Source organism: Streptomyces ferrugineus (assembly GCF_015160855.1).
Taxonomy (GTDB): Bacteria; Actinomycetota; Actinomycetes; order Streptomycetales; family Streptomycetaceae; genus Streptomyces; species Streptomyces ferrugineus.
Genome location: NZ_CP063373.1, coordinates 6,490,259 through 6,512,477, shown reverse-complemented (window position 1 = coordinate 6,512,477; position 22,219 = coordinate 6,490,259). Strand labels below are relative to the sequence as shown.

Annotated in this window: 18 protein-coding genes; 4 read left to right on the top strand and 14 right to left on the bottom strand. The window is 71.5% G+C overall.

What is annotated here, in order from left to right:
- The first annotated feature begins 63 nt into the window (after positions 1-63).
- A complete protein-coding gene (locus tag IM697_RS29360) occupies positions 64-948 on the top strand; it encodes a shikimate dehydrogenase (RefSeq protein ID WP_194039109.1) in 885 nt (294 codons plus the stop codon).
- A gap of 14 nt (positions 949-962) precedes the next feature.
- A complete protein-coding gene (locus IM697_RS29355; protein WP_194039108.1) occupies positions 963-2,756 on the top strand; it encodes a bifunctional sugar phosphate isomerase/epimerase/4-hydroxyphenylpyruvate dioxygenase family protein in 1,794 nt (597 codons plus the stop codon).
- Here IM697_RS29355 and IM697_RS29350 read toward each other — a convergent pair.
- The 8 genes from IM697_RS29350 to tkt are packed head-to-tail and all read right to left on the bottom strand — an operon-like array spanning position 2,743 to position 13,073.
- Positions 2,743-4,176 (bottom strand): pentapeptide repeat-containing protein, encoded by a 1,434-nt coding sequence (locus tag IM697_RS29350; RefSeq protein ID WP_194039107.1) that lies wholly within the window; start codon positions 4,174-4,176, stop codon positions 2,743-2,745. The two genes, IM697_RS29355 and IM697_RS29350, sit on opposite strands and share 14 nt — an antisense overlap.
- A gap of 42 nt (positions 4,177-4,218) precedes the next feature.
- The gene (locus tag IM697_RS29345; RefSeq protein ID WP_194039106.1) at positions 4,219-4,806 is read right to left on the bottom strand and encodes a histidine phosphatase family protein; all 588 of its coding nucleotides are present in this window, start codon (positions 4,804-4,806) and stop codon (positions 4,219-4,221) included.
- A 6-nt stretch (positions 4,807-4,812) separates the two neighbouring features.
- The gene (gnd, locus tag IM697_RS29340) at positions 4,813-5,691 is read right to left on the bottom strand and encodes a phosphogluconate dehydrogenase (NAD(+)-dependent, decarboxylating) (RefSeq protein ID WP_194039105.1); all 879 of its coding nucleotides are present in this window, start codon (positions 5,689-5,691) and stop codon (positions 4,813-4,815) included.
- 1 nt (position 5,692) lies between these two features.
- Complete coding sequence (gene pgi / locus IM697_RS29335) at positions 5,693-7,375, bottom strand: glucose-6-phosphate isomerase (RefSeq protein WP_194039104.1); 1,683 nt, start codon at positions 7,373-7,375, stop codon at positions 5,693-5,695.
- Positions 7,368-8,303: a glucose-6-phosphate dehydrogenase assembly protein OpcA gene (gene opcA, locus IM697_RS29330; RefSeq protein WP_194039103.1), complete on the bottom strand. Its 936-nt coding sequence runs from the start codon at positions 8,301-8,303 to the stop codon at positions 7,368-7,370. Before opcA ends, pgi begins: the two co-directional genes overlap by 8 nt.
- Complete coding sequence (zwf, locus tag IM697_RS29325; protein ID WP_194039102.1) at positions 8,300-9,829, bottom strand: glucose-6-phosphate dehydrogenase; 1,530 nt, start codon at positions 9,827-9,829, stop codon at positions 8,300-8,302. The genes opcA and zwf overlap by 4 nt, the downstream gene beginning before the upstream one ends.
- 6 nt (positions 9,830-9,835) lie before the next feature.
- Positions 9,836-10,978 carry a transaldolase gene (gene tal, locus IM697_RS29320; protein WP_194039101.1) on the bottom strand — a complete coding sequence of 381 codons (1,143 nt, stop codon included), beginning with the start codon at positions 10,976-10,978 and terminating at the stop codon, positions 9,836-9,838.
- Positions 10,979-10,997: 19 nt separating this feature from the next.
- Complete coding sequence (gene tkt / locus IM697_RS29315) at positions 10,998-13,073, bottom strand: transketolase (protein WP_194039100.1); 2,076 nt, start codon at positions 13,071-13,073, stop codon at positions 10,998-11,000.
- 177 nt (positions 13,074-13,250) lie between these two features.
- On the opposite strand from tkt, the gene IM697_RS29310 reads away from it, so the two are divergent.
- Entirely contained in the window at positions 13,251-14,156 is a 906-nt protein-coding gene (locus IM697_RS29310) for a helix-turn-helix domain-containing protein (protein ID WP_194039099.1), read from the top strand.
- Here IM697_RS29310 and IM697_RS29305 read toward each other — a convergent pair.
- Positions 14,151-15,203 (bottom strand): hypothetical protein, encoded by a 1,053-nt coding sequence (locus IM697_RS29305; protein WP_194039098.1) that lies wholly within the window; start codon positions 15,201-15,203, stop codon positions 14,151-14,153. The two genes, IM697_RS29310 and IM697_RS29305, sit on opposite strands and share 6 nt — an antisense overlap.
- Positions 15,204-15,339: 136 nt before the next feature.
- Positions 15,340-16,737, bottom strand: a complete 1,398-nt coding sequence (locus IM697_RS29300) for a glycoside hydrolase family 16 protein (protein WP_194039097.1) — start codon at positions 16,735-16,737, stop codon at positions 15,340-15,342.
- Between the two features lie 174 nt (positions 16,738-16,911).
- Here IM697_RS29300 and IM697_RS29295 point away from each other — a divergent pair, with 174 nt between their 5' ends.
- Positions 16,912-17,193: a DUF1905 domain-containing protein gene (locus IM697_RS29295; RefSeq protein ID WP_194039096.1), complete on the top strand. Its 282-nt coding sequence runs from the start codon at positions 16,912-16,914 to the stop codon at positions 17,191-17,193.
- Between the two features lie 37 nt (positions 17,194-17,230).
- Here IM697_RS29295 and IM697_RS29290 read toward each other — a convergent pair whose 3' ends face one another.
- From IM697_RS29290 to IM697_RS29275, 4 genes are all read right to left on the bottom strand, one after another.
- Complete coding sequence (locus IM697_RS29290) at positions 17,231-19,336, bottom strand: MMPL family transporter (protein ID WP_194039095.1); 2,106 nt, start codon at positions 19,334-19,336, stop codon at positions 17,231-17,233.
- Between the two features lie 130 nt (positions 19,337-19,466).
- Entirely contained in the window at positions 19,467-20,135 is a 669-nt protein-coding gene (locus tag IM697_RS29285; RefSeq protein ID WP_194039094.1) for a response regulator, read from the bottom strand.
- Positions 20,132-21,325 (bottom strand): sensor histidine kinase, encoded by a 1,194-nt coding sequence (locus IM697_RS29280; protein WP_194039093.1) that lies wholly within the window; start codon positions 21,323-21,325, stop codon positions 20,132-20,134. The genes IM697_RS29285 and IM697_RS29280 overlap by 4 nt, the downstream gene beginning before the upstream one ends.
- A gap of 101 nt (positions 21,326-21,426) precedes the next feature.
- On the bottom strand, positions 21,427-22,215 hold the full coding sequence (locus IM697_RS29275) for an IclR family transcriptional regulator (RefSeq protein ID WP_194039092.1): 789 nt from the start codon (positions 22,213-22,215) through the stop codon (positions 21,427-21,429).
- Positions 22,216-22,219: the final 4 nt, after the last annotated feature.

The window sequence follows — 22,219 nt, the reverse complement described above, 5'->3', positions numbered from 1 at the left end:
AGGTCCGCCTGCTATTAGTAACTCACCGGTTCGTACATTAGTCAGCCTTCAGGAGGTCCCCCGGTGGCCAAGGACACCAAGGACTCGTATCTCGTCGGGCTGATCGGTGCCGGCATCGGCCCCTCGCTCAGCCCGGCGCTGCACGAGCGGGAGGCCGACCGGCAGGGTCTGCGCTGTCTGTACCGGCTCATCGACATCGACGCGCTCGGCGTCCCGCCCGAGGCGGTGGGCGACTTGGTGCGGGCCGCCCGCGACCTGGGCTTCGACGGGCTGAACATCACCCACCCCTGCAAGCAGCTCGTCATCGCGCACCTCGACGAGCTCGCCCCGCAGGCCCAGGCGCTGGGCGCGGTCAACACCGTCGTCTTCGAGGACGGCCGGGCCGTCGGCCACAACACGGACGTCACCGGATTCGCCGCGTCCTTCGCGCGCGGGCTGCCCGACGTGCCGCTGGAGCGGGTCGTGCAGCTCGGCGCCGGGGGAGCGGGCGCGGCCGTCGCGCACGCCATGCTCACGCTCGGCGCCGAGCGGGTCACCGTCGTCGACGCGCTGAGCGAACGGGCCGTCGCTCTCGCCGCCGCGCTGAACCGGCACTTCGGCCCCGGCCGCGCGGTGGGCGCCACCCCGGACGCGCTGCCCGCGCTGCTGGGCCGGGCCGACGGTCTCGTGCACGCGACCCCGACCGGCATGGCGGCCCACCCCGGCCTGCCCCTGCCGGCCGAACTGCTGCACCCGCGGCTGTGGGTCGCCGAGGTCGTCTACCGCCCGCTGGAGACCGAGCTGCTGCGCAGCGCCCGAGCCGCCGGCTGCGCCGCCCTGGACGGCGGTGGGATGGCCGTGTTCCAGGCGGCCGACGCCTTCCGCCTGTTCACGGGCCGGGAGCCGGACGGCGCGCGCATGCTCGCGGACATCGCCGAACTGGCCGGAGCCGTAGGAACCCCGAGGTAGGAAGAGGTACCGGCATGCGTACGTCCATCGCCACCGTCTCCCTCAGCGGATCCCTCACCGAGAAGCTCACGGCCGCCTCCCGGGCCGGCTTCGACGGTGTGGAGATCTTCGAGAACGATCTGCTCGCGAGCCCGCTGACCCCCGAGGAGATCCGCGCCCGCTGCGCCGACCTCGGCCTCACCATCGACCTCTACCAGCCGATGCGGGACATCGAGGCCGTGCCCGCCGAGGCGTTCGCCCGCAATCTGCGGCGCGCCCGGCACAAGTTCGAGCTGATGCGCAGGCTCGGCGCGGACACCGTGCTCGTCTGCTCCAGCGTCCATCCGCTCGCCGTGGACGACGACGCGCTCGCCGCGCACCAGCTGCGCCAACTCGCCGAACTGGCCCAGGAGTCCGGGATCCGGGTGGCCTACGAGGCGCTCGCCTGGGGACGGCACGTCAACACGTACACCCACGCCTGGCGCATCGTCGAGGCCGCCGACCACCCCGCGCTCGGCACCTGCCTGGACAGCTTCCACATCCTCTCCCGGGGCTCCGACCCCAAGGGCATCCAGGACATCCCCGGCGAGAAGATCTTCTTCCTCCAGCTCGCCGACGCCCCGCTGCTCGCGATGGACGTCCTCCAGTGGAGCCGCCACTACCGATGCTTCCCGGGCCAGGGCGGCTTCGACGTCGCCGGACTCGTCCGCCATGTCCTGCACACGGGATACGACGGCCCGCTCTCCCTGGAGGTCTTCAACGACGTCTTCCGCCAGGCCGACGCCGGCCCGACGGCCGTGGACGCCCACCGCTCCCTGCTGGTCCTCCAGGAGCAACTCGGTGTCGCCGACCCGCCCGCGCCCGTCGTGCCCACCGGCGTCGCCTTCGCCGAACTTCTCACGCCCGACGCCGAACCGGTCGCGGCCGTGCTCGGCGCCCTGGGCTTCGCCCGCACCGCACGCCACCGCGGCAAACCGGTCGACCTCTGGCAGCAGGGCGCGGCCCGGGTCCTTCTCAACACCTCGGGCGCCGCCCGCCGGGACGGCACCAACCTCGCCGCGATCGGCCTCGAATCGCCGGACCCGACCGGCGCCGCCCGCCGCGCCGAGGCCCTCCTGGCACCCGTCCTGCCCCGCCGCCGCGCCACCGGGGACGCCCCGCTCGACGCCGTCGCCGCACCCGACGGCACGGAACTCTTCTTCTGCGCCACGGACCGGCCCGAACTGCCCGACTGGCGCGCCGACTTCGCCGACATCGCGCACGAGCCCGCGGCCGCCGGCATCCACCGGATCGACCACCTCGCCCTCACCCAGCCCTGGCACCACTACGACGAGGCCGCCCTCTTCCACCGCAGCGTCCTCGGCCTGCACGCCCAGGAGAGCGTGGACGTCGCCGACCCGTACGGCCTGATGCGCAGCCGCGCCGTCACCAACCCCGACGGCAGCGTCCGCATCGCCCTCGGCGTCGGGGCCGCGCCCACCGACGACACCGCGCACGCCCAGCACATCGCGCTGGCCACCGACGACGTCGTCGCGGCCGCCCGCCGGTTCCGGGAGGCGGGCGGGCGGCTGCTGCCGATCCCCGCCAACTACTACGACGACCTGGCGGCGCGGCACGAGTTCGCGGACGGCGAGCTGGAGACGTACCGCGAACTCGGCATCCTCTACGACCGTGACGCACACGGCGAGTTCCGGCACTGCTACACCCTGACCGTCGGCCGTGTCTTCTTCGAGCTGGTGCAGCGGGACGGCTACCGGGGCTACGGCGCCCGGAACGCACCGGTGCGGCTGGCCGCGCAGCACACCGCGAGGGCCGTCACTGGCGGCTGACCGTGCGGGTGACGCCGGCGATGACCGTGGTGGCCAGGATCCAGCCGGCCAGTACCAGGACGTACGACAGCCACTGCTGCCCGCCGTCCGGGGCGAACGCCGGCTCCTGTCCGAAGGAGATCACCGGCAGCAGCAGGTCGAGGGTGTAGAAGACCGGGTTGAAGTGCGGTGCCTCGTCCGGCTTCAGCGGCGCGGGCGCGTGCAGCGCGAACGTGACCGAGCCGACGGCGAGCAGCGACAGCAGCCAGCCCAGCGCGCGCATCGGCCGGAAGCCGTAGCCGACGGTGGCGTCCTGGACCCGCCCCCACAGTCGGCCGTACCAGGGCAGTGTGGTGCGATGGCGGCGCTGCTTGGCGAGCTGGACCAGGCGGGCGGCGTGGTCGTCGCCGGTGCGGCGGTAGGACGCCGTCAACTGCTCGTATCCGTGCGGGTCGAACCTGCCCTCGTCCCGCTCCAGCATGGGCAGCCGCTGCTCGGGCGGCACATGCGGGGTGAGCGAGGTGTAGGTCAGGTCGAGGATGCGGACCTGGTCCGGGAGCATCTCCGGCTCCAGGTTGAGGTGCTCGATCTGGGAGCGGCGCAGGTTGAGCATGCCCTCGATCCGCGGACCCCTGCGCAGCCACACCTCACCGATGACACAGCTGCTCGCGCGCATCGCGGTGCCGCCCGGGTTGGACAGCCGGCTGCTCAGCAGGTCGAGCCGGCCGGGTATGCGGGCGCCGCGCATGTCGATGCGGCCCTGGGAGCTCAGCCGTCTGCCGAGGACGTTGGCGCCCACCTCCAGGGCCTCGGCGTTGAGGACGAAACCGCCGGGATGACGCAGGTCGGCGTCCTCCAGCCGGAGCGAGCCGCTGATCGTGGCGCCGTCGAGCCGACTCTCGCCGCGCGTGCGCAGCCGGGACGCGCACAGGTCCTCCCCGACGGTCGCCTGGTGGAGCTGGAGCACCGGATCCGCGGTCCCCTCGGGCGCGGTGATCTCGGCGCCCTCCAGATACAGCGCCCCGGCGATCTGCGCACCGCCGAGCCGTACCGGCCCGGTGAACCGGCAGTCCGTCAGTCGCAGTCCGCCGTCGACCCGGATCCGCGCCGACGCCAGACCGGGCAGGCGGGACCCGGACAGGTTGAGGTACTTCAGTTGGGCGCCGGAGAGGTCCGGAACGTCCTCGAAGTGGCAGTGGCTCAGCCGCACGACGCTCTCGACCGTCGCATACCGCAGGTCCAGTACGCCGGTGACGCGCGCGCCCGCCACCTTGAGGGCGGCCACCTCACCGCTCACCACCGGGCCGTCGAGCAGCAGGGCCCTCAACACCGCGGCACGTACGGTCCGTTGGTCTGCCGCGTCGCGGAAGTCCACGGCCTCCCCCTTGGGAAAGGCCTGCCACACCCTCAGTTCGGCCGGTGTCAGATCGTTGATCTCCATCGGCCGCAACTCTGGCGGGCCTGTTTTCACGATGTCAACCGGCTATGCCCGGAGGTTCCATTCGGCGACGACGGGCCATCCGTGCTCCGTCGAAAGACGGCTCACCGTACCCGTCGCCAGCTGGAACAGCCGCCCGTCCGCCGGGGCCAGCCCCAGTCGGCGGGCCGTCACGACCCGCAGGAAGTGGCCGTGCGCCACGAGGATCACATCGCCGTCGGGCAGTGCGGCGGCCACCCGGGTCAGCACCCGGTCGGCGCGCGCCCCCACCTCGGCCGGCGACTCGCCCGGGTGACCGTCCGGACCGGGCGGCGCTCCGTCGGTCCACAGGTACCAGTCGGGGCGGGTGCGGTGGATGTCGGCGGTGGTGACGCCCTCGTAGCCGCCGTAGTCCCACTCGCGCAGGTCCGGGTCCGGTACGGCGCCGGTCACGCCCGCCAGTTCGGCGGTGCGCACCGCCCGCCGCAGGGGGCTGGTCAGGGCGAGGGCGAAGGTCCGGCCGGACAGGAGCGGGGCGAGGGACTTGGCCTGTTCCTCGCCGGACCGGGTGAGGGGCAGGTCGGTCCGGCTGGTGTGCCGGCCCGACCTGCTCCACTCCGTCTCACCGTGGCGGACCAGAAGGAGATCCCCCACGGCGGGCTACTCCTTCGACTCGACGGCGTGGCCGCCGAACTGGTTGCGCAGCGCCGCGATCATCTTCATCTGCGGGGAGTCGTCCTGGCGGGACGCGAACCGCGCGAAGAGGGAGGTGGTGATCGCCGGGAGCGGCACCGCGTGGTCGATGGCCGCCTCGACGGTCCACCTGCCCTCGCCGGAGTCCTGTGCGTAGCCCTTCAGCTTCTCCAGGTGCTCGTCCTCGTCCAGCGCGCTCACCGCGAGGTCCAGCAGCCAGGACCGGATGACCGTGCCGTCCTGCCAGGAGCGGAAGACCTCGCGGACGTTGTCCACCGAGTCGACCTTCTCCAGCAGCTCCCAGCCCTCGGCGTAGGCCTGCATCATGGCGTACTCGATGCCGTTGTGGACCATCTTCGCGAAGTGCCCGGCGCCCACCTTGCCCGCGTGGACATAGCCGTACGGCCCCTCCGGCTTGAGCGCCTCGAAGATCGGCTTCAGCCGGTCGACGTGCTCCTTCTCACCGCCGACCATCAGCGCGTAGCCGTTCTGCAGCCCCCACACGCCGCCGGACACGCCCGCGTCGACGAAGCCGATGCCGTGCGCGCTCAGCTCCTTGGCGTGCTTCTCGTCGTCCGTCCAGCGGGAGTTGCCGCCGTCGACCACCGTGTCGTAGGGCTTGAGCAGGCTGCCCAGCTGGTCGATCACGAGCTGGGTGGGACCGCCGGCCGGGACCATGACCCAGACCGTGCGCGGCGCGTCGAGCCGGTCAACGAGGTCGGCCAGGCTCGCCACGTCGGACAGTTCCGGGTTGGTGTCGTAGCCGACGACGGTGTGGCCGGCGTTGCGCAGACGCTCGCGCATGTTGCCGCCCATCTTGCCGAGACCAACAAGGCCGATCTGCATGTCAGTTCACTTCCTCCTGGACGCCCAGCGCGTCCGATGCGTTCTTGAGCGAGCGGTAGGCGGCCACGAGGGCGGCGGTGGACGGGTCGAGACCGGGGACCTCGGCCCCTTGGGAGAGGGCGGGTTCGACGCGCTTGGCGAGGACCTTGCCCAGCTCCACGCCCCACTGGTCGAAGGAATCGATGTGCCAGACGGCGCCCTGCACGAAGACCTTGTGCTCGTAGAGCGCGACGAGCTGGCCGAGGACCGACGGGGTCAGTTCGGGGGCGAGGATCGTGGTGGTGGGGTGGTTGCCCAGGAAGGTGCGGTGCGGGACCTGCTCCTCGGGCACGCCCTCCGCGCGCACCTCGTCCGCGGTCTTGCCGAAGGCGAGCGCCTGGCCCTGGGCGAACAGGTTCGCCATCAGCAGGTCGTGCTGCGCCTTGAGCTCGTCGCTCAGCTCGGCGGCCGGGCGGGCGAAGCCGATCAGGTCGGCGGGGATCAGCCGGGTGCCCTGGTGGATCAGCTGGTAGTAGGCGTGCTGCCCGTTGGTGCCGGGCGTGCCCCACACCACCGGACCGGTCGTCCAGCCCACGATCCGGCCGTCGCGGTCCACCGACTTGCCGTTGGACTCCATGTCCAGCTGCTGGAGATACGCCGTGAACTTCGACAGGTAGTGCGAGTACGGCAGCACCGCGTGTGACTCGGCGCCCAGGAAGTTGCTGTACCAGATGCCGAGCAGGCCCATGATCAGCGGGGCGTTGTCCTTGGCGGGGGCGGTCCTGAAGTGCTCGTCGACGGTGTGGAAGCCGTCGAGCATCTCCCGGAAGCGGTCCGGCCCGATGGCGATCATGAGCGAGAGCCCGATGGCCGAGTCGTACGAGTACCGCCCGCCGACCCAGTCCCAGAACTCGAACATGTTGTCCGGGTCGATCCCGAACTCCGTCACCTTCTCGGCGTTCGTCGACAGCGCGACGAAGTGCCGTGCGACCGCCTTCTCCTCGCCGCCCAGCCCGGCCAGCAGCCAGGAGCGCGCCGATGTGGCGTTGGTGATGGTCTCGATCGTGGTGAACGTCTTGGACGCGACGATGAACAGCGTCTGAGCCGGATCGAGGTCACGCACCGCCTCGTGCAGGTCGGAGCCGTCGACGTTGGAGACGAACCGGAACGTCAAGTCCCGTGCCGTGAAGGGGCGGAGCGCCTCGTACGCCATCGCCGGACCGAGGTCGGAGCCGCCGATGCCGATGTTCACGACATTGCGGATACGGCGGCCGGTGTGGCCGGTCCACTCGCCGGAGCGGACGCGGTCGGCGAAGGCGCTCATCTTGTCCAGCACCGCGTGGACCTCGGGCACGACGTTCTCGCCGTCCACCTCGATCACCGCCTCCCGCGGCGCCCGCAGCGCGGTGTGCAGCACCGACCGGTCCTCGGTGACGTTGATCCTGTCGCCGCGGAACATGGCGTCGCGCAGTGCGAACACATCGGTGGCGACGGCCAGTTCAGCGAGCAGGGCGAGTGTCTCGTCGTTGATCAGGTGCTTGGAGTAGTCGATCCGCAGATCGCCCACGCGCACCACGTACCGCTCGGCGCGGGTGGGGTCGGTGGCGAACAGCTCACGCAGCCGCGGGCGCTGGAGCACGTCCGCGCGGTGGTCCTCCAGGGCGGTCCACTCGGGGCGCCGGGTGAGCCGGGCGTTCTCAGACATGAGAGGGGGTCTCCTTGGTGCCCTCGCCCCGCAGGGCGATGGCGTACATCTCGTCCTGGTCGAGGCGCCTGAGCTCCTCGGCGATGAGTTCGGAGGTGGTGCGGACCTTCAGCGCGAGGGTGCGCGACGGCTGGCCCGGCAGGTGCAGCGTGGCCAGCGGGCCCTCCGGGCGGTCGATGACGATCTCGCCGTTCTCGGTGCCCAGGCGCACGCCCGTGACCACCGGTCCGGCGGTGACGACCCGCTCGGCGGTGACGTGCAGGCGGGCCTCCAGCCAGCGGGCCAGCAGCTCGGCGGCCGGGTTGTCGGCCTCGGCCTCCACGACCGCCGAGGTGATCGGCACCCGGGCCTGGTCCAGGGCCGCGGCGAGCATGGAGCGCCAGGGGGTGAGCCGGGTCCAGGCCAGGTCGGTGTCGCCGGGCGCGTAGGAGCGGGCCCGCAGGTCAAGGTCGGCCAGCGGGGTCTCGGTGGCGTACAGGTCGGTGATCCGGCGCTGCGCCAGCGCCCCCAGCGGGTCCTTCGCGGGGTTCTCCGGCGCGTCCACCGGCCACCACACGACGACCGGGGCGTCCGGCAGCAGCAGCGGCAGCACCACCGAGTCGGCGTGGTCGGACACCTCGCCGTAGGTCCGCAGCACGACCGTCTCGCCGGTGCCGGCGTCGGCGCCCACCCGCACCTCGGCGTCGAGATGGGAGCGGGTGCGCTCGCGCGGGGTGCGGGCGTGCCGCTTGATGACGACCAGGGTGCGCGAGGGGTGCTCGTGCGAGGCTTCCTCGGCCGCCTTGATGGCGTCGTACGCGTTCTCCTCGTCCGTGACGATGATCATCGTCAGGACCATGCCCACGGCCGGGGTGCCGATGGCGTGGCGGCCCTGCACCAGCGCCTTGTTGATCTTGCTTGCAGTGGTGTCGGTCAGGTCGATCTTCATGGCCTGCGCCAGCTCCGTCCGTCTCGTGCGAGCATCTCGTCGGCCTCCTCGGGCCCCCAGCTGCCGGACGCGTACCGCGCCGGCCTGCCGTGCGTGTCCCAGTAGTCCTCGATCGGGTCGAGGATCTTCCAGGACTCTTCCACCTCCTGGTGACGGGGGAACAGATTGGCGTCCCCGAGGAGGACGTCCAGGATCAACCGCTCGTACGCCTCGGGCGAGGACTCCGTGAACGACTCGCCGTAGGCGAAGTCCATCGTCACGTCCCGGATCTCCATCGAGGTGCCCGGCACCTTGGAGCCGAACCGCACCGTGACGCCCTCGTCGGGCTGGACGCGGATCACGATCGCGTTCTGGCCCAGCTCCTCGGTGGCGGTGGAGTCGAACGGGGAGTGCGGCGCCCGCTGGAAGACGACCGCGATCTCCGTCACCCGCCGCCCCAGCCGCTTGCCGGTGCGCAGATAGAACGGCACGCCCGCCCAGCGCCGGTTGTCGACGTTCAGTTTGACGGCGGCGTACGTGTCGGTCCTGGAGTCCGGGGCGATGCCGTCCTCGTCGAGGTACCCGAGCACCTTCTCGCCGCCCTGCCAGGCCGCCGCGTACTGTCCGCGCACGGTGTGCGCGCCCAGGTCCTCCGGCAGCTTGACCGCCTTGAGCACCTTGAGCTTCTCGGTGAGCAGCGACCCGGCGTCGAAGGCGGCCGGCTCCTCCATGGCGGTGAGCGCCATCAGCTGCAGGAGGTGGTTCTGGATGACGTCACGCGCTGAGCCGATGCCGTCGTAGTAGCCCGCCCGGCCGCCGATGCCGATGTCCTCGGCCATCGTGATCTGCACATGGTCGACGTACGACCGGTTCCAGATCGGCTCGAACATCTGGTTGGCGAACCGCAGCGCCAGGATGTTCTGGACGGTCTCCTTGCCCAGGTAGTGGTCGATGCGGAAGACCTGCTCCGGGTCGAACACGTCGTGCACGATCGCGTTCAGCTCCCGGGCGCTCGCCAGGTCGCGCCCGAACGGCTTCTCGATGACCGCCCGCCGCCAGGACCCCTCGGGGGCGTCCGCCAGGCCGTGCTTCTTGAGCTGCCGCACGACCTTCGGGAAGAACTTCGGCGGCACCGAGAGATAGAAGGCGTAGTTGCCGCTCGTCCCGCGCGCCTTGTCCAGCTCCTCGACCGTCCGGCGCAGCCGGTCGAACGCCGTGTCGTCGTCGAAGTCGCCCGGGATGAACCGCATGCCCTCGGAGAGCTGCTGCCAGACCTCCTCGCGGAACTCCGTACGGGCATGCTCACGCACCGAGTCGTGCACGATCTGCGCGAAGTCCTCGTCCTCCCAGTCCCGCCGGGCGAACCCGACGAGCGAGAAGCCCGGTGGCAGCAATCCGCGGTTGGCGAGGTCGTACACGGCCGGCATCAGCTTCTTGCGGGACAGGTCGCCGGTGACGCCGAAGATGACGAGCCCGGACGGGCCCGCGATACGGGGCAGACGGCGGTCCCGGGGGTCGCGGAGGGGGTTGTCCCAGTCGGAGGTCATGCTGCGTCAGCTCCCTTGCTTGCTGCTGAGCGACTTCTTCACGGCGTTCAACAGGTCCTGCCACGCCACCTCGAACTTGGCGACGCCCTCGTCCTCCAGACGGGTGACCACCTCGTCGTAGGAGATGCCGAGCGTCTCCACCGCGGCCAGGTCGGCGCGGGCCTGCGCATAGCCGCCGGTCACCGTGTCGCCGGTGATCTCGCCCTGGTCGGCGGTGGCGTTCAGGGTGGCCTCGGGCATCGTGTTGACGGTGCCGGGGGCGACCAGTTCGTCCACGTACAGGGTGGCCTTGTAGGCCGGGTCCTTCACACCGGTCGAGGCCCACAGCGGACGCTGCTTGTTGGCGCGGGCACCGGTGAGGGCGATCCAGCGGTCGCCCTCGAAGACCTCTTCGTACGCCTCGTAGGCGAGGCGGGCGTTGGCGAGCGCGGCCCTGCCCTTGAGGGCGAGCGCCTCGCCCGTGCCGATCGCTGTCAGCCGCTTGTCGATCTCGGTGTCGACGCGGGAGACGAAGAAGGACGCCACGGAGTGGATGGCGGACAGGTCCAGGCCCTTCGCGGCGGCCTTCTCCAGACCGGACAGGTAGGCGTCCATGACCTCGCGGTAGCGCTCCAGGGAGAAGATCAGCGTGACATTGACGCTGATGCCCTGGCCGATGACCTCGGTGATGGCGGGCAGTCCGGCCCTGGTCGCCGGAATCTTGATCATCACGTTGGGCCGGTCGACCAGCCAGGCGAGCTGGCGGGCCTCGGCGATCGTGGCCGCCGTCTCGTGGGCCAGACGCGGGTTGACCTCGATGGAGACCCGGCCGTCCCGGCCGTCGGTGGCGTCGTACACGGGCCGCAGGATGTCGGCGGCGGCACGCACGTCGGCGGTGGTCATCATGCGCACGGCCTCGTCGACCGTGACGCCCCGCACCGCCAGGTCGGCGAGCTGCTCCTCGTAGCCCTCGCCGGAGCCGATGGCGGCCTGGAAGATGGAGGGGTTGGTGGTGACGCCCACGACGTGCTTGTTCGCGATGAGTCCGGCGAGGTTGCCCGACTCGATCCGCTTGCGCGACAGGTCGTCCAGCCAGATCGAGACGCCCTCGTCGGAGAGGTGCTCGAGGGTGCCCGCGGTGGCGGTCGCTTCGGTGGTCACAGTGATCATCTTCTTTCTGGCGGCTGGATCAACCACGCGCGGCGGCCAGGGATTCCCGGGCCGCGGCGGCGACGTTGTCGGCGGTGAAGCCGTACTCGGCGAACAGGGTCCCGGCGTTGGCGGAGGCGCCGAAGTGCTCGAGGGAGACGATGCGTCCGGCGTCGCCCACGAACCGGTACCAGGTGAGCCCGATCCCGGCCTCGACGGCGACCCGCGCCTTCACGGCCGGCGGCAGCACGCTCTCGCGGTACGCCCGCGGCTGCTGCTCGAACCACTCCACGGACGGCATGGACACCACCCGGGTACCGATCCCCTCGGCCTCCAACCGCTCGCGCGCGGCGACGGCGAGCTGGACCTCGGAACCGGTGGCGACGAGGACGACCTCGGGGGTCTCGGTGGAGGAGTCCTGAAGGACGTAACCGCCCTTCGCCGCGTCCGGGTTGGGCGCGTACGTCGGCACACCCTGGCGGGTGAGCGCGAGGCCGTGCGGGGCCGGGTCGGTGGAGTGCCGCCTGAGGATCTCGGCCCAGGCGATCGCGGTCTCGTTGGCGTCGGCGGGACGGACGACGTTCAGGCCCGGGATGGCACGCAGGGCGGCCAGGTGTTCGACCGGCTGGTGGGTCGGGCCGTCCTCGCCGAGGCCGATCGAGTCGTGCGTCCAGACGTACGTCACCGGCAGCTGCATCAGCGCGGACATGCGCACGGCGTTGCGCATGTAGTCGGAGAACACCAGGAAGGTGCCGCCGTAGACACGCGTGTTGCCGTGCAGGGCGATGCCGTTCATCTCGGCGGCCATCGAGAACTCGCGGATGCCGAAGTGGACGGTACGGCCGTACGGGTCGGCCCCGGGCAGCGGGTTGCCCTTCGGCAGGAACGAACTCGTCTTGTCGATGGTGGTGTTGTTGGAGCCGGCGAGGTCGGCGGAGCCGCCCCACAGCTCGGGGAGCACCGCACCCAGTGCCTGCAGCACCTTGCCGGAGGCCGCGCGCGTGGCGAGGGCCTTGCCCTCCTCGAAGACCGGCAGCGCGTCCTGCCACCCCTCGGGCAGCTGACCGGCGACGATCCGGTCGAACAGCCTGGCGCGCCCGGGGTCGGCGGCGCGCCAGGTGCCGAGCTGCTTGTCCCAGGCGGCGTGGGCCTCGGCGCCCCGGTCCAGGGCGCGGCGGGTGTGGGCGAGGACCTCGTCGGCGACCTCGAAGGTCTGCTCGGGGTCGAAGCCGAGGAGGCGCTTGGTCGCGGCGATCTCGTCGGCGCCGAGGGCGGAGCCGTGGGAGGCCTCGGTGTTCTGGGCGTTCGGGGCGGGCCAGGCGATGATCGTGCGCATCGCGATGATCGAGGGGCGCCCGGTCTCGGCCTGCGCCGCCTTGAGCGCCGCGTACAGCGCGTGGACGTCGATGTCGCCGCCCAGCGCGGGCTCGATCCGCTGCACATGCCAGCCGTACGCCTCGTACCGCTTCAGCACGTCCTCGGAGAACGCGGTCGCGGTGTCGCCCTCGATGGAGATGTGGTTGTCGTCGTAGAGGAAGACGAGGTTGCCGAGCTTCTGGTGGCCGGCGAGGGAGGAGGCCTCGGCGGAGACGCCCTCCTGAAGGTCGCCGTCGGAGACGATCGCCCAGATGGTGTGGTCGAACGGGGACTCGCCCTCGGGGGCGTCCGGGTCGAACAGGCCGCGCTCGTAGCGGGCGGCCATCGCCATGCCGACGGCGTTGGCGACACCCTGGCCGAGCGGGCCGGTGGTGGTCTCGACGCCCGCGGTGTGCCCGTACTCGGGGTGACCCGGTGTCTTCGAGCCATGGGTCCGGAACGACTTGAGGTCGTCGAGCTCCACCTCGTACCCGGCGAGGAACAGCTGGGTGTAGAGGGTCAGCGAGGTGTGGCCGGGGGAGAGAACCAAACGATCCCGACCGGTCCACTCGGGATCGGCGGGATCGTGACGCATCACCTTCTGAAAGATCGTGTACGCGGCCGGCGCCAGGCTCATCGCGGTGCCCGGGTGACCGTTGCCCACCCGCTGTACCGCATCGGCCGCGAGCAGACGAGCCGTGTCGACGGCACGCCGGTCGAGTTCGGTCCATTCGAAGCTGTCCGGTGTCTGCGTGCTCATCTTCAAAAAGTCCTTGATCGGAGCGAAGTGGCTGGTCCAACGCGTTCAAAAGTAAAAGTCTGACTTTTGAGAGGGAAGGTCGGTGTGTGCCAGGCTGTGGTGAAAGTGGGACACCACGGCGAACGCCGCGCACGACTGAGCGTGAACCCCGCACGACTGAGACGACACGAGACGGACATGGCGGACACAACGGCTGAAGGCGGCGGCGACGCGATCCGGACGTTCCCCTTCCCGGTCGATCTGAGCGTCCTGGGCGTCGGCATGCAGGTCGGCCAGATGGGCACGGGCCGCACCTGGCACGCCACCGACGCGCCGCTGGAGCGCGTGCACCGCATCGACTTCCACGTCGTGATGCTCTTCGGCGAGGGCCCCGTACGCCACATGATCGACTTCACGGAGTACGAGGCGAGCGCCGGCGACCTGCTGTGGATCCGCCCCGGACAGGTGCACCGCTTCTCACGGACCAGCGAGTACCAGGGCACCGTCCTGACCATGCAGCCCGGCTTCCTGCCCCGTGCCACGGTCGAGGCCACCGGCCTCTACCGCTACGACCTCCCACCCCTGCTCCACCCCGACGCAGCCCAGCTCACCGCGCTCCGCTCGGCACTGGCCCAACTCCAACGCGAGTACGAGGACACCACGACCCTGCCCCTGAGCCTGCACACCGCGGTGCTGCGCCACTCGCTGACGGCGTTTCTGCTGCGCCTGGCCCACCTCGCCGCGAGCTCGGCGGAAGCCGCCCGCCAACGGGCCGACACGACCTTCACCCTGTTCCGGGACGCGGTGGAGAAGGGCTTCGCCACGAACCACAGCGTCAGCGCGTACGCCGACCAGCTCGGCTACTCGCGCCGCACCCTTGTCCGCGCGGTCCGTGCCGCTACCGGCCAGACGCCCAAGGGCTTCATCGACAAGCGCGTGATCCTGGAGGCGAAGAGACTGCTCGCCCACACGGACATGCCGATAGGGCGGGTAGGGGCGGCGGTGGGATTTCCGGATGCCGCGAACTTCTCCAAGTTCTTTCATCAGCACACGGAGCTGACACCGGCGGCGTTCCGTGCGGAGCTGCGCCGACGGGCTTCATGAGCCGGCCGCCGCCAAGGCCAGCGCCTCTTGGACGGCGCGCACCGTCGCCGGAGAGATCCTGGATCGGGCGGCGTCGGCCTTGTGCAGTGCCTCGATGATGCGCGCGGTGGCCAGATGGATCTCCCACAGCTGGTCGATGCGCGCGTCGCGCGTGCGGTCGCCGCCGACGTCGAGGTCGTCGACGACAGTGTGGAGGCGGCGCAGCCACAGGCGGTCTTCCTCCTCGCCGTTGACGCTCATCTCCTCGAACTGCTTGTATCCGATGACTTCGAACTGGCGTTGACCCAGCTGGGCATCGCGCAGCACCAGGTCACCGATCGCGGCCTGCCAGTCCCGGTAGATCCACGCCTCGCGGACCGCCAGGCACGAAACCGCCCGGTGACGCGTCTCCTCGACGATGCCGGTGGCGATGCGCGGACAGTCGATCACGTCCGCCAGCATGTCGGCCACGGCCCGGCACAGGCGCAGCTGGTCGTCGTCGGACAACTGGTTGGCGTCGGCTGCCTGCGCCTCGTGGAGGAACCTTCTCTGCTCGCGGTCGATCCGGATCCCCGCCTGGGTGACCACCTCGGTCGAGGGGGTGACACCGACGCTCCACAGGCTCATCAACGAAGCGACCCGCCTCGTTTCCACGTGCCCGCCCTCGGCCAAGGCCGAGGTGAAGGAGTGCAGCGCATCGTCAAGCCGTTTCAGCGTTTCCCTGCTGGCACCGGGAAGGAAGAACAACTCGCGTCGCAGGGCGCGGATCCAGCCGAGCACGACCGCGAGACGGTAGAGCGTGCTGAGCGCCTTGTAGTGCTCGAACTTGGTGGCATGGACCTGGCCCTGTAGGTAGAAGCCCGCGCCGCTCGTGTCGAAGACCTCACGCAGGCGCCAGAAGAGATCTGTTGAACTCAGCGCGAGCGGCTCGGAGTACTTCTGGTAAGTGGCCTGGATTCCCTGCCTCTTCTCCTGGCGGGCACGCTGCCGGAGGAAGAGCTCGCCGAGGACGAGGATCAGCGCCGACACACCGGCACTGATCAGGCCGGCTTGTAATTGCACGGGCATGAGGACAGGCCTTCTGCGAGCACGGGGGCGACTCCGGCATCTTGTCAGACGAAGGGCAGGGGCGGCCTCCGGCCCCGGACCGTTCAGGTGCCCCGCGAGGACCGCCTCACGGGGCACCGCATCGGTGACGCCGCTGTCAGCGGCCGAAGTTGAACCAGTTCACGTTCACGAAGTCCGCCGGCTGGCCGCTGGTGAAGGTGAGATAGACGTCGTGGGTGCCGGTCACCCGGCTGATGTTCGCCGGGATCGTCCGCCACGACTGCCAGCCGCCCGTGTTGCCCACCGCGAAGCTGCCGATGGGTGCGTTGCCGCGGCTGTCCAGGCGTACCTCCACCAGACCGCTGACGCCGCCCGCCGCACCGCTGGCCACCCGGGCGACGAACTGAGTGGCCGCCGTGGAGCCGAAGTCGACGCCCCGGTACAGCGCCCAGTCGCCGTCTGCGAGCGCGCCGATGTTCTGGCCGCCGCCCGAGTCGGCGGTGGACTCGGTGCTCACGCCGCCCTGGCCGTCGTACGACTCGGCCTGGATGGCGCTGTAGGCGTCACGGTTGCCCGTCGGCGGGGGTGTGGTATCGCTGCCACCGGTCGACAGCACCTGGACGTAGTCGACGACCATCGGATGGCCGGGCTGGGTGTCGCCGTCCAGGCCGCCGCCGAAGGCGTCCGGGAAGGCGCCGCCCATCGCCACGTTCAGGATGATGAAGAAGCCGTGGTTGGTGGCGTTGGACCAGGTCGTCGCGTCCATCTGGCTCGCGTTGACCGAGTGGAACTGGGTGCCGTCCACGGAGAAGCGGATCGTCTCGGGGCTCACGGAGCGGTCCCACTCCATGGTGTAGGTGTGGAAGGCCGACTGGCACGTCGAGCCGGGGCACGCCGTGTAGTTGCCGAGGCCGGTGGTCTCGTTGCAGGGGCCGCCCGGGTTGGTGCCGCAGTGCAGCGTGGCCCACACCCGGTTCAGACCCTGGACGTTCTCCATGAGGTCCAGCTCGCCGACGCTCGGCCAGTTGTGGTAGTTGCCGCGATACGGCGCGCCCAGCATCCAGAACGCCGGCCAGTAGCCCTCGGCGGCGGTGCCGGTGACGTTCGGCATCTGGATGCGGCCCTCCACCCGCAGCTTGCCGCCCGCCGGGGGCTGGAAGTCGGTGCGCACGGTCTCGATCCGGCCCGAGGTCCAGTTGCCGGCCGCGTCGCGCCGGGGCGTGATGCGGAGGTTGCCGTTGCCGTCGAGCGAGACGTTGGCGGTGCTGTTCGTCATCGTCTCGACCTCGCCGGTGCCCCAGTTGGCGGGGCCGCCCGGGTACGAGGTGCCGATGTCGTACTGCCAGTCGGAGGTGTTCACGCCGGTGTTCGCGGCGCCGTTGAAGTCGTCCAGGAAGACCTGCGTCCAGCCCGACGGGGGCGGGGGAGCGGAGGCGTTCGCGGACGGCACGGCGACGGTGGCGACGGCCGCCACCAGGCCGAGCGTGCCGAGCACGGCGAGCAGCGCACGCCGTGGGGAGCGGTGTCTGCGGTGTATGCCGGAGGGGTCACTCATGGGGTGCTGCCTCTCGGTGTACGGAGTGGGGGAGGTGCGGGTGCGTCGGAGAGCGGGCTTGGGCTTGAGAGCGCTCTCAAAGTGTCGCCAATGTGCTCTCCGGCGTTCCGGTCGTCAAGAGGTGAAGCAGAGAAAACCCTTGCGGCACAGGGAAGTTCATCCTATGAATGCCGCATGGAACTCGCCTTCACCGGACCGGTGATCGAATGGCGCGGACCGGCGCCGTACTACTTCGTCCGGGTGCCGGACGAGGAGTCCGCCGACATCCGGGACGTGGCGGCGATGGCCACGTACGGCTGGGGTGTCGTCCCGGTCGAGGCACGCATCGACGAGGTCGCCTTCGAGACCTCGCTCTTTCCCAAGGACGGGGGCTATCTGCTGCCGCTGAAGAAGGCGGTACGGGGGCGGCTGGGCTCCGGGGACGACGTGACCGTGGAGATGACGGTCCGCCTCTAGGCACCGGCACGGGTCAGGTGCCGGTGCCCGGGAGGTGTCAGGCGCTGGTCGTCACCGGTGGCTCGGGTGCGGGTGACTGCTCGTGCAGGCCGAACCGTTCGTGCGCCCGGCGCAGCGGCCGCGGTGCCCACCAGGCGCGCCGGCCGAGCAGCGCCATCGTCGCCGGCACCAGCAGCATCCGTACGACCGTCGCGTCGATCAGCACCGCGAGGGTGAGCCCCAGGCCGATCTGCAGGATCGGGGCGAAGCCGCCCGTCATGAAGGCGCCGAAGACCACCGCGAGGAGCAGCGCCGCGCAGGTGACGACGCGGCCGGAGCGGCGCAGACCGCTGACCACGGCTTCCTGGTCGTCCCCGGTGAGCTGTCGCGCCTCACGCATCCGCGCCAGGATGAACAGCTCGTAGTCCATGGCGAGTCCGAAGGCGATCGCCACGATCAGCGGCGGCGCGGTCAGGCTCAGCGCACCGAGGCCCTCCCCGCCCAGCAGCCCGGCCAGATGGCCGTCCTGGAAGACCCACACCACCACGCCGAGCGCGGCGCCCAGGCTGAGCAGGGTGGTGAGGATGGTGCGCAGCGGGATCAGCAGCGAGCCCGTGAAGGCGAAGAGCAGGGCGAAGATGCCGGCCAGGACGGTGACCGCCGCCCAGGGCGCCCGCTCGGCGAGCATCTCGCGGAAGTCCACCAGGCGCGCGGCCGGTCCGGTGACCTCGACGGGCGCGTCACCGCGGACCTCCCGTATCCGCTCGACCAGGGCGGTGGCCTCCTCGCCGTCGACGCTGCCCGGCGGCTGGACGCGGACGACGCCGGTGCCTCCGGGCAGTTCGCGGGACGTCGCGGTCGGGGACAGCGCCAGGACGCGGTCGGCCGTCGCGGCGTCCGTGCCCGGCCGCAGCACCACGGTGATCGGGGTGACGCCGGTGCCGGGCGGGAAGTGCTCGTCGACGGTGTCGTACAACTGCCGTGCCTCGGTGCCGGCCGGGAGCTGCTGGGCGTCGCCGAGGTTGATCGTCATGCCGGTGACGGGCAGCGCCAGGACCAGCAGGACCGGGACGACGGTCGCCACGACGGCGATACGGCGGCGGGCCGAGAAGCGGGCCAGACGGGCGAAGACACGGCCCTCCTCGCCCTCCGGGCGGTCCTTCGCCGGCGCGATCCTCCCGCCGAACCTGGCGAGCAGCGCGGGCAGCAGCGTGAGCGCGGCCAGCATGTCGACGACCACCACGGCGGCCACGGCCAGGCCCATGCTGCGCAGGAAGACGCTGGGGAACACCAGCAGCCCGGTCAGACTGACCGCGACCGTCAGCCCGGAGAACAGCACCGTGCGGCCGGCCGCCGCGACCGTACGGTGCACCGCCTCCGCCACGTCCTCGGTGTGCCGGCGCTCCTCGCGGAAGCGGACCACCATCAACAGGGCGTAGTCCACGGCGAGTCCGAGCCCCAGCATCGTCGTCACCTGGATCGCGTACACGGAGATGTCGGTGACCTCGCTGAACAGGAACAGCGCCAGGAACGCCCCCGCGATCCCGCTGACCGCGATCACCAGCGGCAGCATCGCCGCGCGCAGCCCGCCGAACACCACCAGCAGCAGCGCCAGGACGACCGGCAGCGAGATCAACTCCGCGTTGCGCACGTCCTCCTGGGCCCGCTCGGCGATCTGGGTGCCGAGCAGCGGGCCGCCGCTGACGTGCACTTCGGGCGCGTCGATCAGCCGGATCCGGTCGGCCGCGGCGCCCACGGCCGCCTCCTCGGCGGCGTCGTCGAGACCGCCCTCGAGGGTGACGGGGATGATCAGGGCCCGCCCGTCCTCGGCGGTCAGGCCCCGGGTGGCGTACGGGTCGGGCACGGCGGCCACCCCGGCGAGCGAGCGCACATCGGCGACGGCCCGCTCGACCTGGGCCCGCAGCCCGGGGTCGGAGACGGCGCCGCCCGCGACGACGCCGGTGATCGACTCGCCGGCGGGGTCGGTGTCGTCGAGGTACCGCGCGGCGGCCTCCGACTCGGTGCCCGGGATGTCGGCCACATTGTCCGAGAGCCGGCTGAAGACGCCGGTGCCGAGGCCGAAGCCGAGCAGCAGGAAGAGCACCCAGAGGGCGATGACGGTGAGCGGGCGGCGGGTCGCCACCCGGGCGAGCGTGGAGAGCACGGTCCCTCCCGGCAGGACGGTCGGTTGCCATCGCCCTCAGGCTCCTGCCGCGGGGGTGGTCACCGGATCGCCGGTGGGAGCGGTTTGCGGGCCTCCGTCGCGGGGGGGAGAGGCACCGGTGCCTCCCCCGCTAGGGGGATCCGGGCACCACGAGCCCCGTCTCGTACGCGCAGATCACCGCCTGCACCCGGTCCCTGAGGCCCAGCTTGCCCAGCACGTTGCTGACATGGGTCTTCACGGTGTGCTCGCTCACGAACAGCGTCGTGGCGATCTCCGAGTTGGACAGCCCGCGCGCCAGCAGCCGCAGCGTCTCCACCTCGCGCGCGGTCAGGACGTCGAGCCGCTGCGGGGTGACCTCGGCCGCGGCCTCCTCGCGCCGGCGCCGCACGAGGTCCGCGACCAGCCGCCGGGTCACCGTCGGCGCGAGCAGCGAGTCCCCGGCCGCCACGACCCGCACGGCGTGCACCAGGTCGTCGCGCCGTACGTCCTTCAGCAGGAAGCCGCTGGCCCCCGCGCACAGCGCCTCGAACACGTACTCGTCCAGGTCGAACGTGGTCAGCATGACCACCTTGCAGCTCGACTGCCCGCACACCCGCCGGGCCGCGTCCAGGCCGTCCATGACCGGCATCCGGATGTCGAGGAGCAGCACGTCGGGCGTGTGCCGCCGCACCGCCGCGACCGCCTCGGCACCGTCCCCGGCCTCGGCGACCACCTCGATGTCGGGCTGCGCCTCCAAGATCATGCTGAAGCCGGCGCGCACCAGTTCCTGGTCGTCGGCGACGACCACCCGGATGCTCATCCCAGGGCCGCCTGCCGATCGACGGCCGCGGGCAGCCGTACGACCACCTGGAAGCCGCCCTCCGGCCCGCGCCCGGCCCGTGCGCTGCCCCCGCACGCGGCGGCCCGTTCCCGGATGCCGATCAGCCCGTGCCCGCCGTGGCCGGCCGTCGGCCCGTGTCCGTCATCGGTCACCGTCAACGTCAACCCGCCCTCCGTCCAGTCGAGTTCGACGGTAGCGGAGCCGGCCCGGGCGTGCTTGACGGTGTTGGTGAGGGCCTCCTGGACCACGCGGAAGGCGGCGACCTCGGTGTCCTGGGGCAGCGGGCGGGGCGTGCCGGAGGTGCGCAGTTCCACGCGCAGTCCGGCGGACTCGCCGACCCGGCCGACCAGGCCGGGCAGCTCGGCCACGCCCGGCTGCGGCAGCCGCCATGAACCACCGCCCGCCTGCGGCTCCTTGAGCACGCCGAGGATCCGGCGCAGCTGTGCCATCGCGTCCCGTCCGGCCGCCGCGATCGCGTCGAAGGACGCCTCCGCACGCGCCGGATCGCTGCGCACCACCACCGGACCGGCCTCGGCCTGCACCACCATCAGGCTCACCGCGTGCGCGAGCACGTCGTGCATGTCCCGGGCGATCCGGGAGCGCTCCTGCGCGATGGCCCGCGCGGTGTCGGCGGCCCGCTCCCGCTCCAGTCGCCGGGCCCGGTCCTCCAACTCGGCGGTGTAGGCCCGCCGCACCCGCGCGAGCACGCCGAAGCCGTAGGCGCAGACCACACCGAGCAGATGGAAGGCGTACTCGAAGGGCTGCGGGTCCTCCTTGTGCAGCATCGTCAGCGAGACCCCGGCCAGCCAGCCCGCGAGCATCACCCGCCGCTGCCAGGGCTTGCCGAGGGTGGCCATCGTGTACAGGACGACCATGCCGCCGTACATCACGTCCGGCGGCGGCGCGTGGTAGACGGCCTGGACCGGGGTGGCGACGGACACGGCCCACGCGGTGGCGAAGGGCGCCCTGCGCCGCCACACCAGCGGCAGTGCGGTGGCGGCGCCGATCAGCCAGCCCTGCCAGGTCAGCCGGTCGTCGCCCTCGTCGGGGAAGATCCACTGGAGGGAGACGGCGAACAGCACGAGCGCGGCGAGCGCCGAGTCGACGACGTACGGGTCGGCCGTGCGCAGGCGCTCGGCGGCGGGGGCGATCCAGGGACGAGCGGACACGGGCGGCTCCTCGGGGCAAGGGCCCTTCCAGTATCGCGAGGGAGCTCACACCCCGTCCTCACCGGCGAGAGGGATATCCGCCGCGTGCCGCGCGGGGGCGCCTACGTCTCCTTCTCCGGCTGCCACCCCAGCCCCCGCGATATCCCGCGCGCCGCCAGTCGCACCGCCGGCGCCAGCACCGGCACCTGCGCGGCGGCCTGCGGCACGACGACGGACACGGCAGCGACGACCGACCCGCCCGGGCCGCGCACCGGCGCCGCCACGGACAGCGCGTCGGCGGTGACCTGGCGGCTGCTCACCGCCACCCCCGTGCGGCGCACCTCGGCCAGCATGCGGCGCAGCAGGGCCGGCTCGGTGACGGTGTACGGCGTGAAGGAGGCGAGCGGTCCGGCGCAGTACTCCTCCTGGAACTCCGCCTCGCTGTGCGCGAGGAGCGCGAGCCCGACGCCGGTGGCGTGCAGCGGCCAGCGCGCTCCGACGCGGATGTGCACACCCACAGCCGACCGTCCCGACAGCCACTCGGTGTAGACGACCTCGGGGCCGTCCTGGACCGCCAACTGGACGTTCTCGTGCGTCGCTTCGTACAGGTCCTCCAGGTAGGGCAGCGCGATCTGCCGCAGGGCCAGTCCGCGCGGTGCGAGGGCCGCGAGCTCCCACAGCCGTAGCCCCACGTGGTAGAGGCCGGAGTCGTCCCGCTCCAGGGCGCCCCACTCGGTGAGCGCGGCCACGAGCCGGTGCGCGGTGCTCAGGCTCAGCCCGGCGCGCCGGCTGATGTCCGTCAGACACAGCGCCGGATGCTCGAGGTCGAAGGCCCCGAGCACCGACAGCAGCCGGTCGGGCGCGGAGCGGGTCCGCGGGGTCGACGGGGACGGTACGGCGTCGGCGGTCATGGCA

Bases quoted from the DNA above. Each gene is read 5' to 3' on its own strand.
- IM697_RS29355 (WP_194039108.1), top strand. From the start codon at position 963: ATGCGTACGTCCATCGCCACCGTCTCCCTCAGCGGATCCCTCACCGAG.
- IM697_RS29350 (WP_194039107.1), bottom strand. From the start codon at position 4,176: ATGGAGATCAACGATCTGACACCGGCCGAACTGAGGGTGTGGCAGGCC.
- gnd (WP_194039105.1), bottom strand. From the start codon at position 5,691: ATGCAGATCGGCCTTGTTGGTCTCGGCAAGATGGGCGGCAACATGCGC.
- pgi (WP_194039104.1), bottom strand. From the start codon at position 7,375: ATGTCTGAGAACGCCCGGCTCACCCGGCGCCCCGAGTGGACCGCCCTG.
- opcA (WP_194039103.1), bottom strand. From the start codon at position 8,303: ATGAAGATCGACCTGACCGACACCACTGCAAGCAAGATCAACAAGGCG.
- zwf (WP_194039102.1), bottom strand. From the start codon at position 9,829: ATGACCTCCGACTGGGACAACCCCCTCCGCGACCCCCGGGACCGCCGT.
- tal (WP_194039101.1), bottom strand. From the start codon at position 10,978: ATGATCACTGTGACCACCGAAGCGACCGCCACCGCGGGCACCCTCGAG.
- tkt (WP_194039100.1), bottom strand. From the start codon at position 13,073: ATGAGCACGCAGACACCGGACAGCTTCGAATGGACCGAACTCGACCGG.
- IM697_RS29310 (WP_194039099.1), top strand. From the start codon at position 13,251: ATGGCGGACACAACGGCTGAAGGCGGCGGCGACGCGATCCGGACGTTC.
- IM697_RS29305 (WP_194039098.1), bottom strand. From the start codon at position 15,203: ATGCCCGTGCAATTACAAGCCGGCCTGATCAGTGCCGGTGTGTCGGCG.
- IM697_RS29300 (WP_194039097.1), bottom strand. From the start codon at position 16,737: ATGAGTGACCCCTCCGGCATACACCGCAGACACCGCTCCCCACGGCGT.
- IM697_RS29295 (WP_194039096.1), top strand. From the start codon at position 16,912: ATGGAACTCGCCTTCACCGGACCGGTGATCGAATGGCGCGGACCGGCG.
- IM697_RS29285 (WP_194039094.1), bottom strand. From the start codon at position 20,135: ATGAGCATCCGGGTGGTCGTCGCCGACGACCAGGAACTGGTGCGCGCC.
- IM697_RS29275 (WP_194039092.1), bottom strand. From the start codon at position 22,215: ATGACCGCCGACGCCGTACCGTCCCCGTCGACCCCGCGGACCCGCTCC.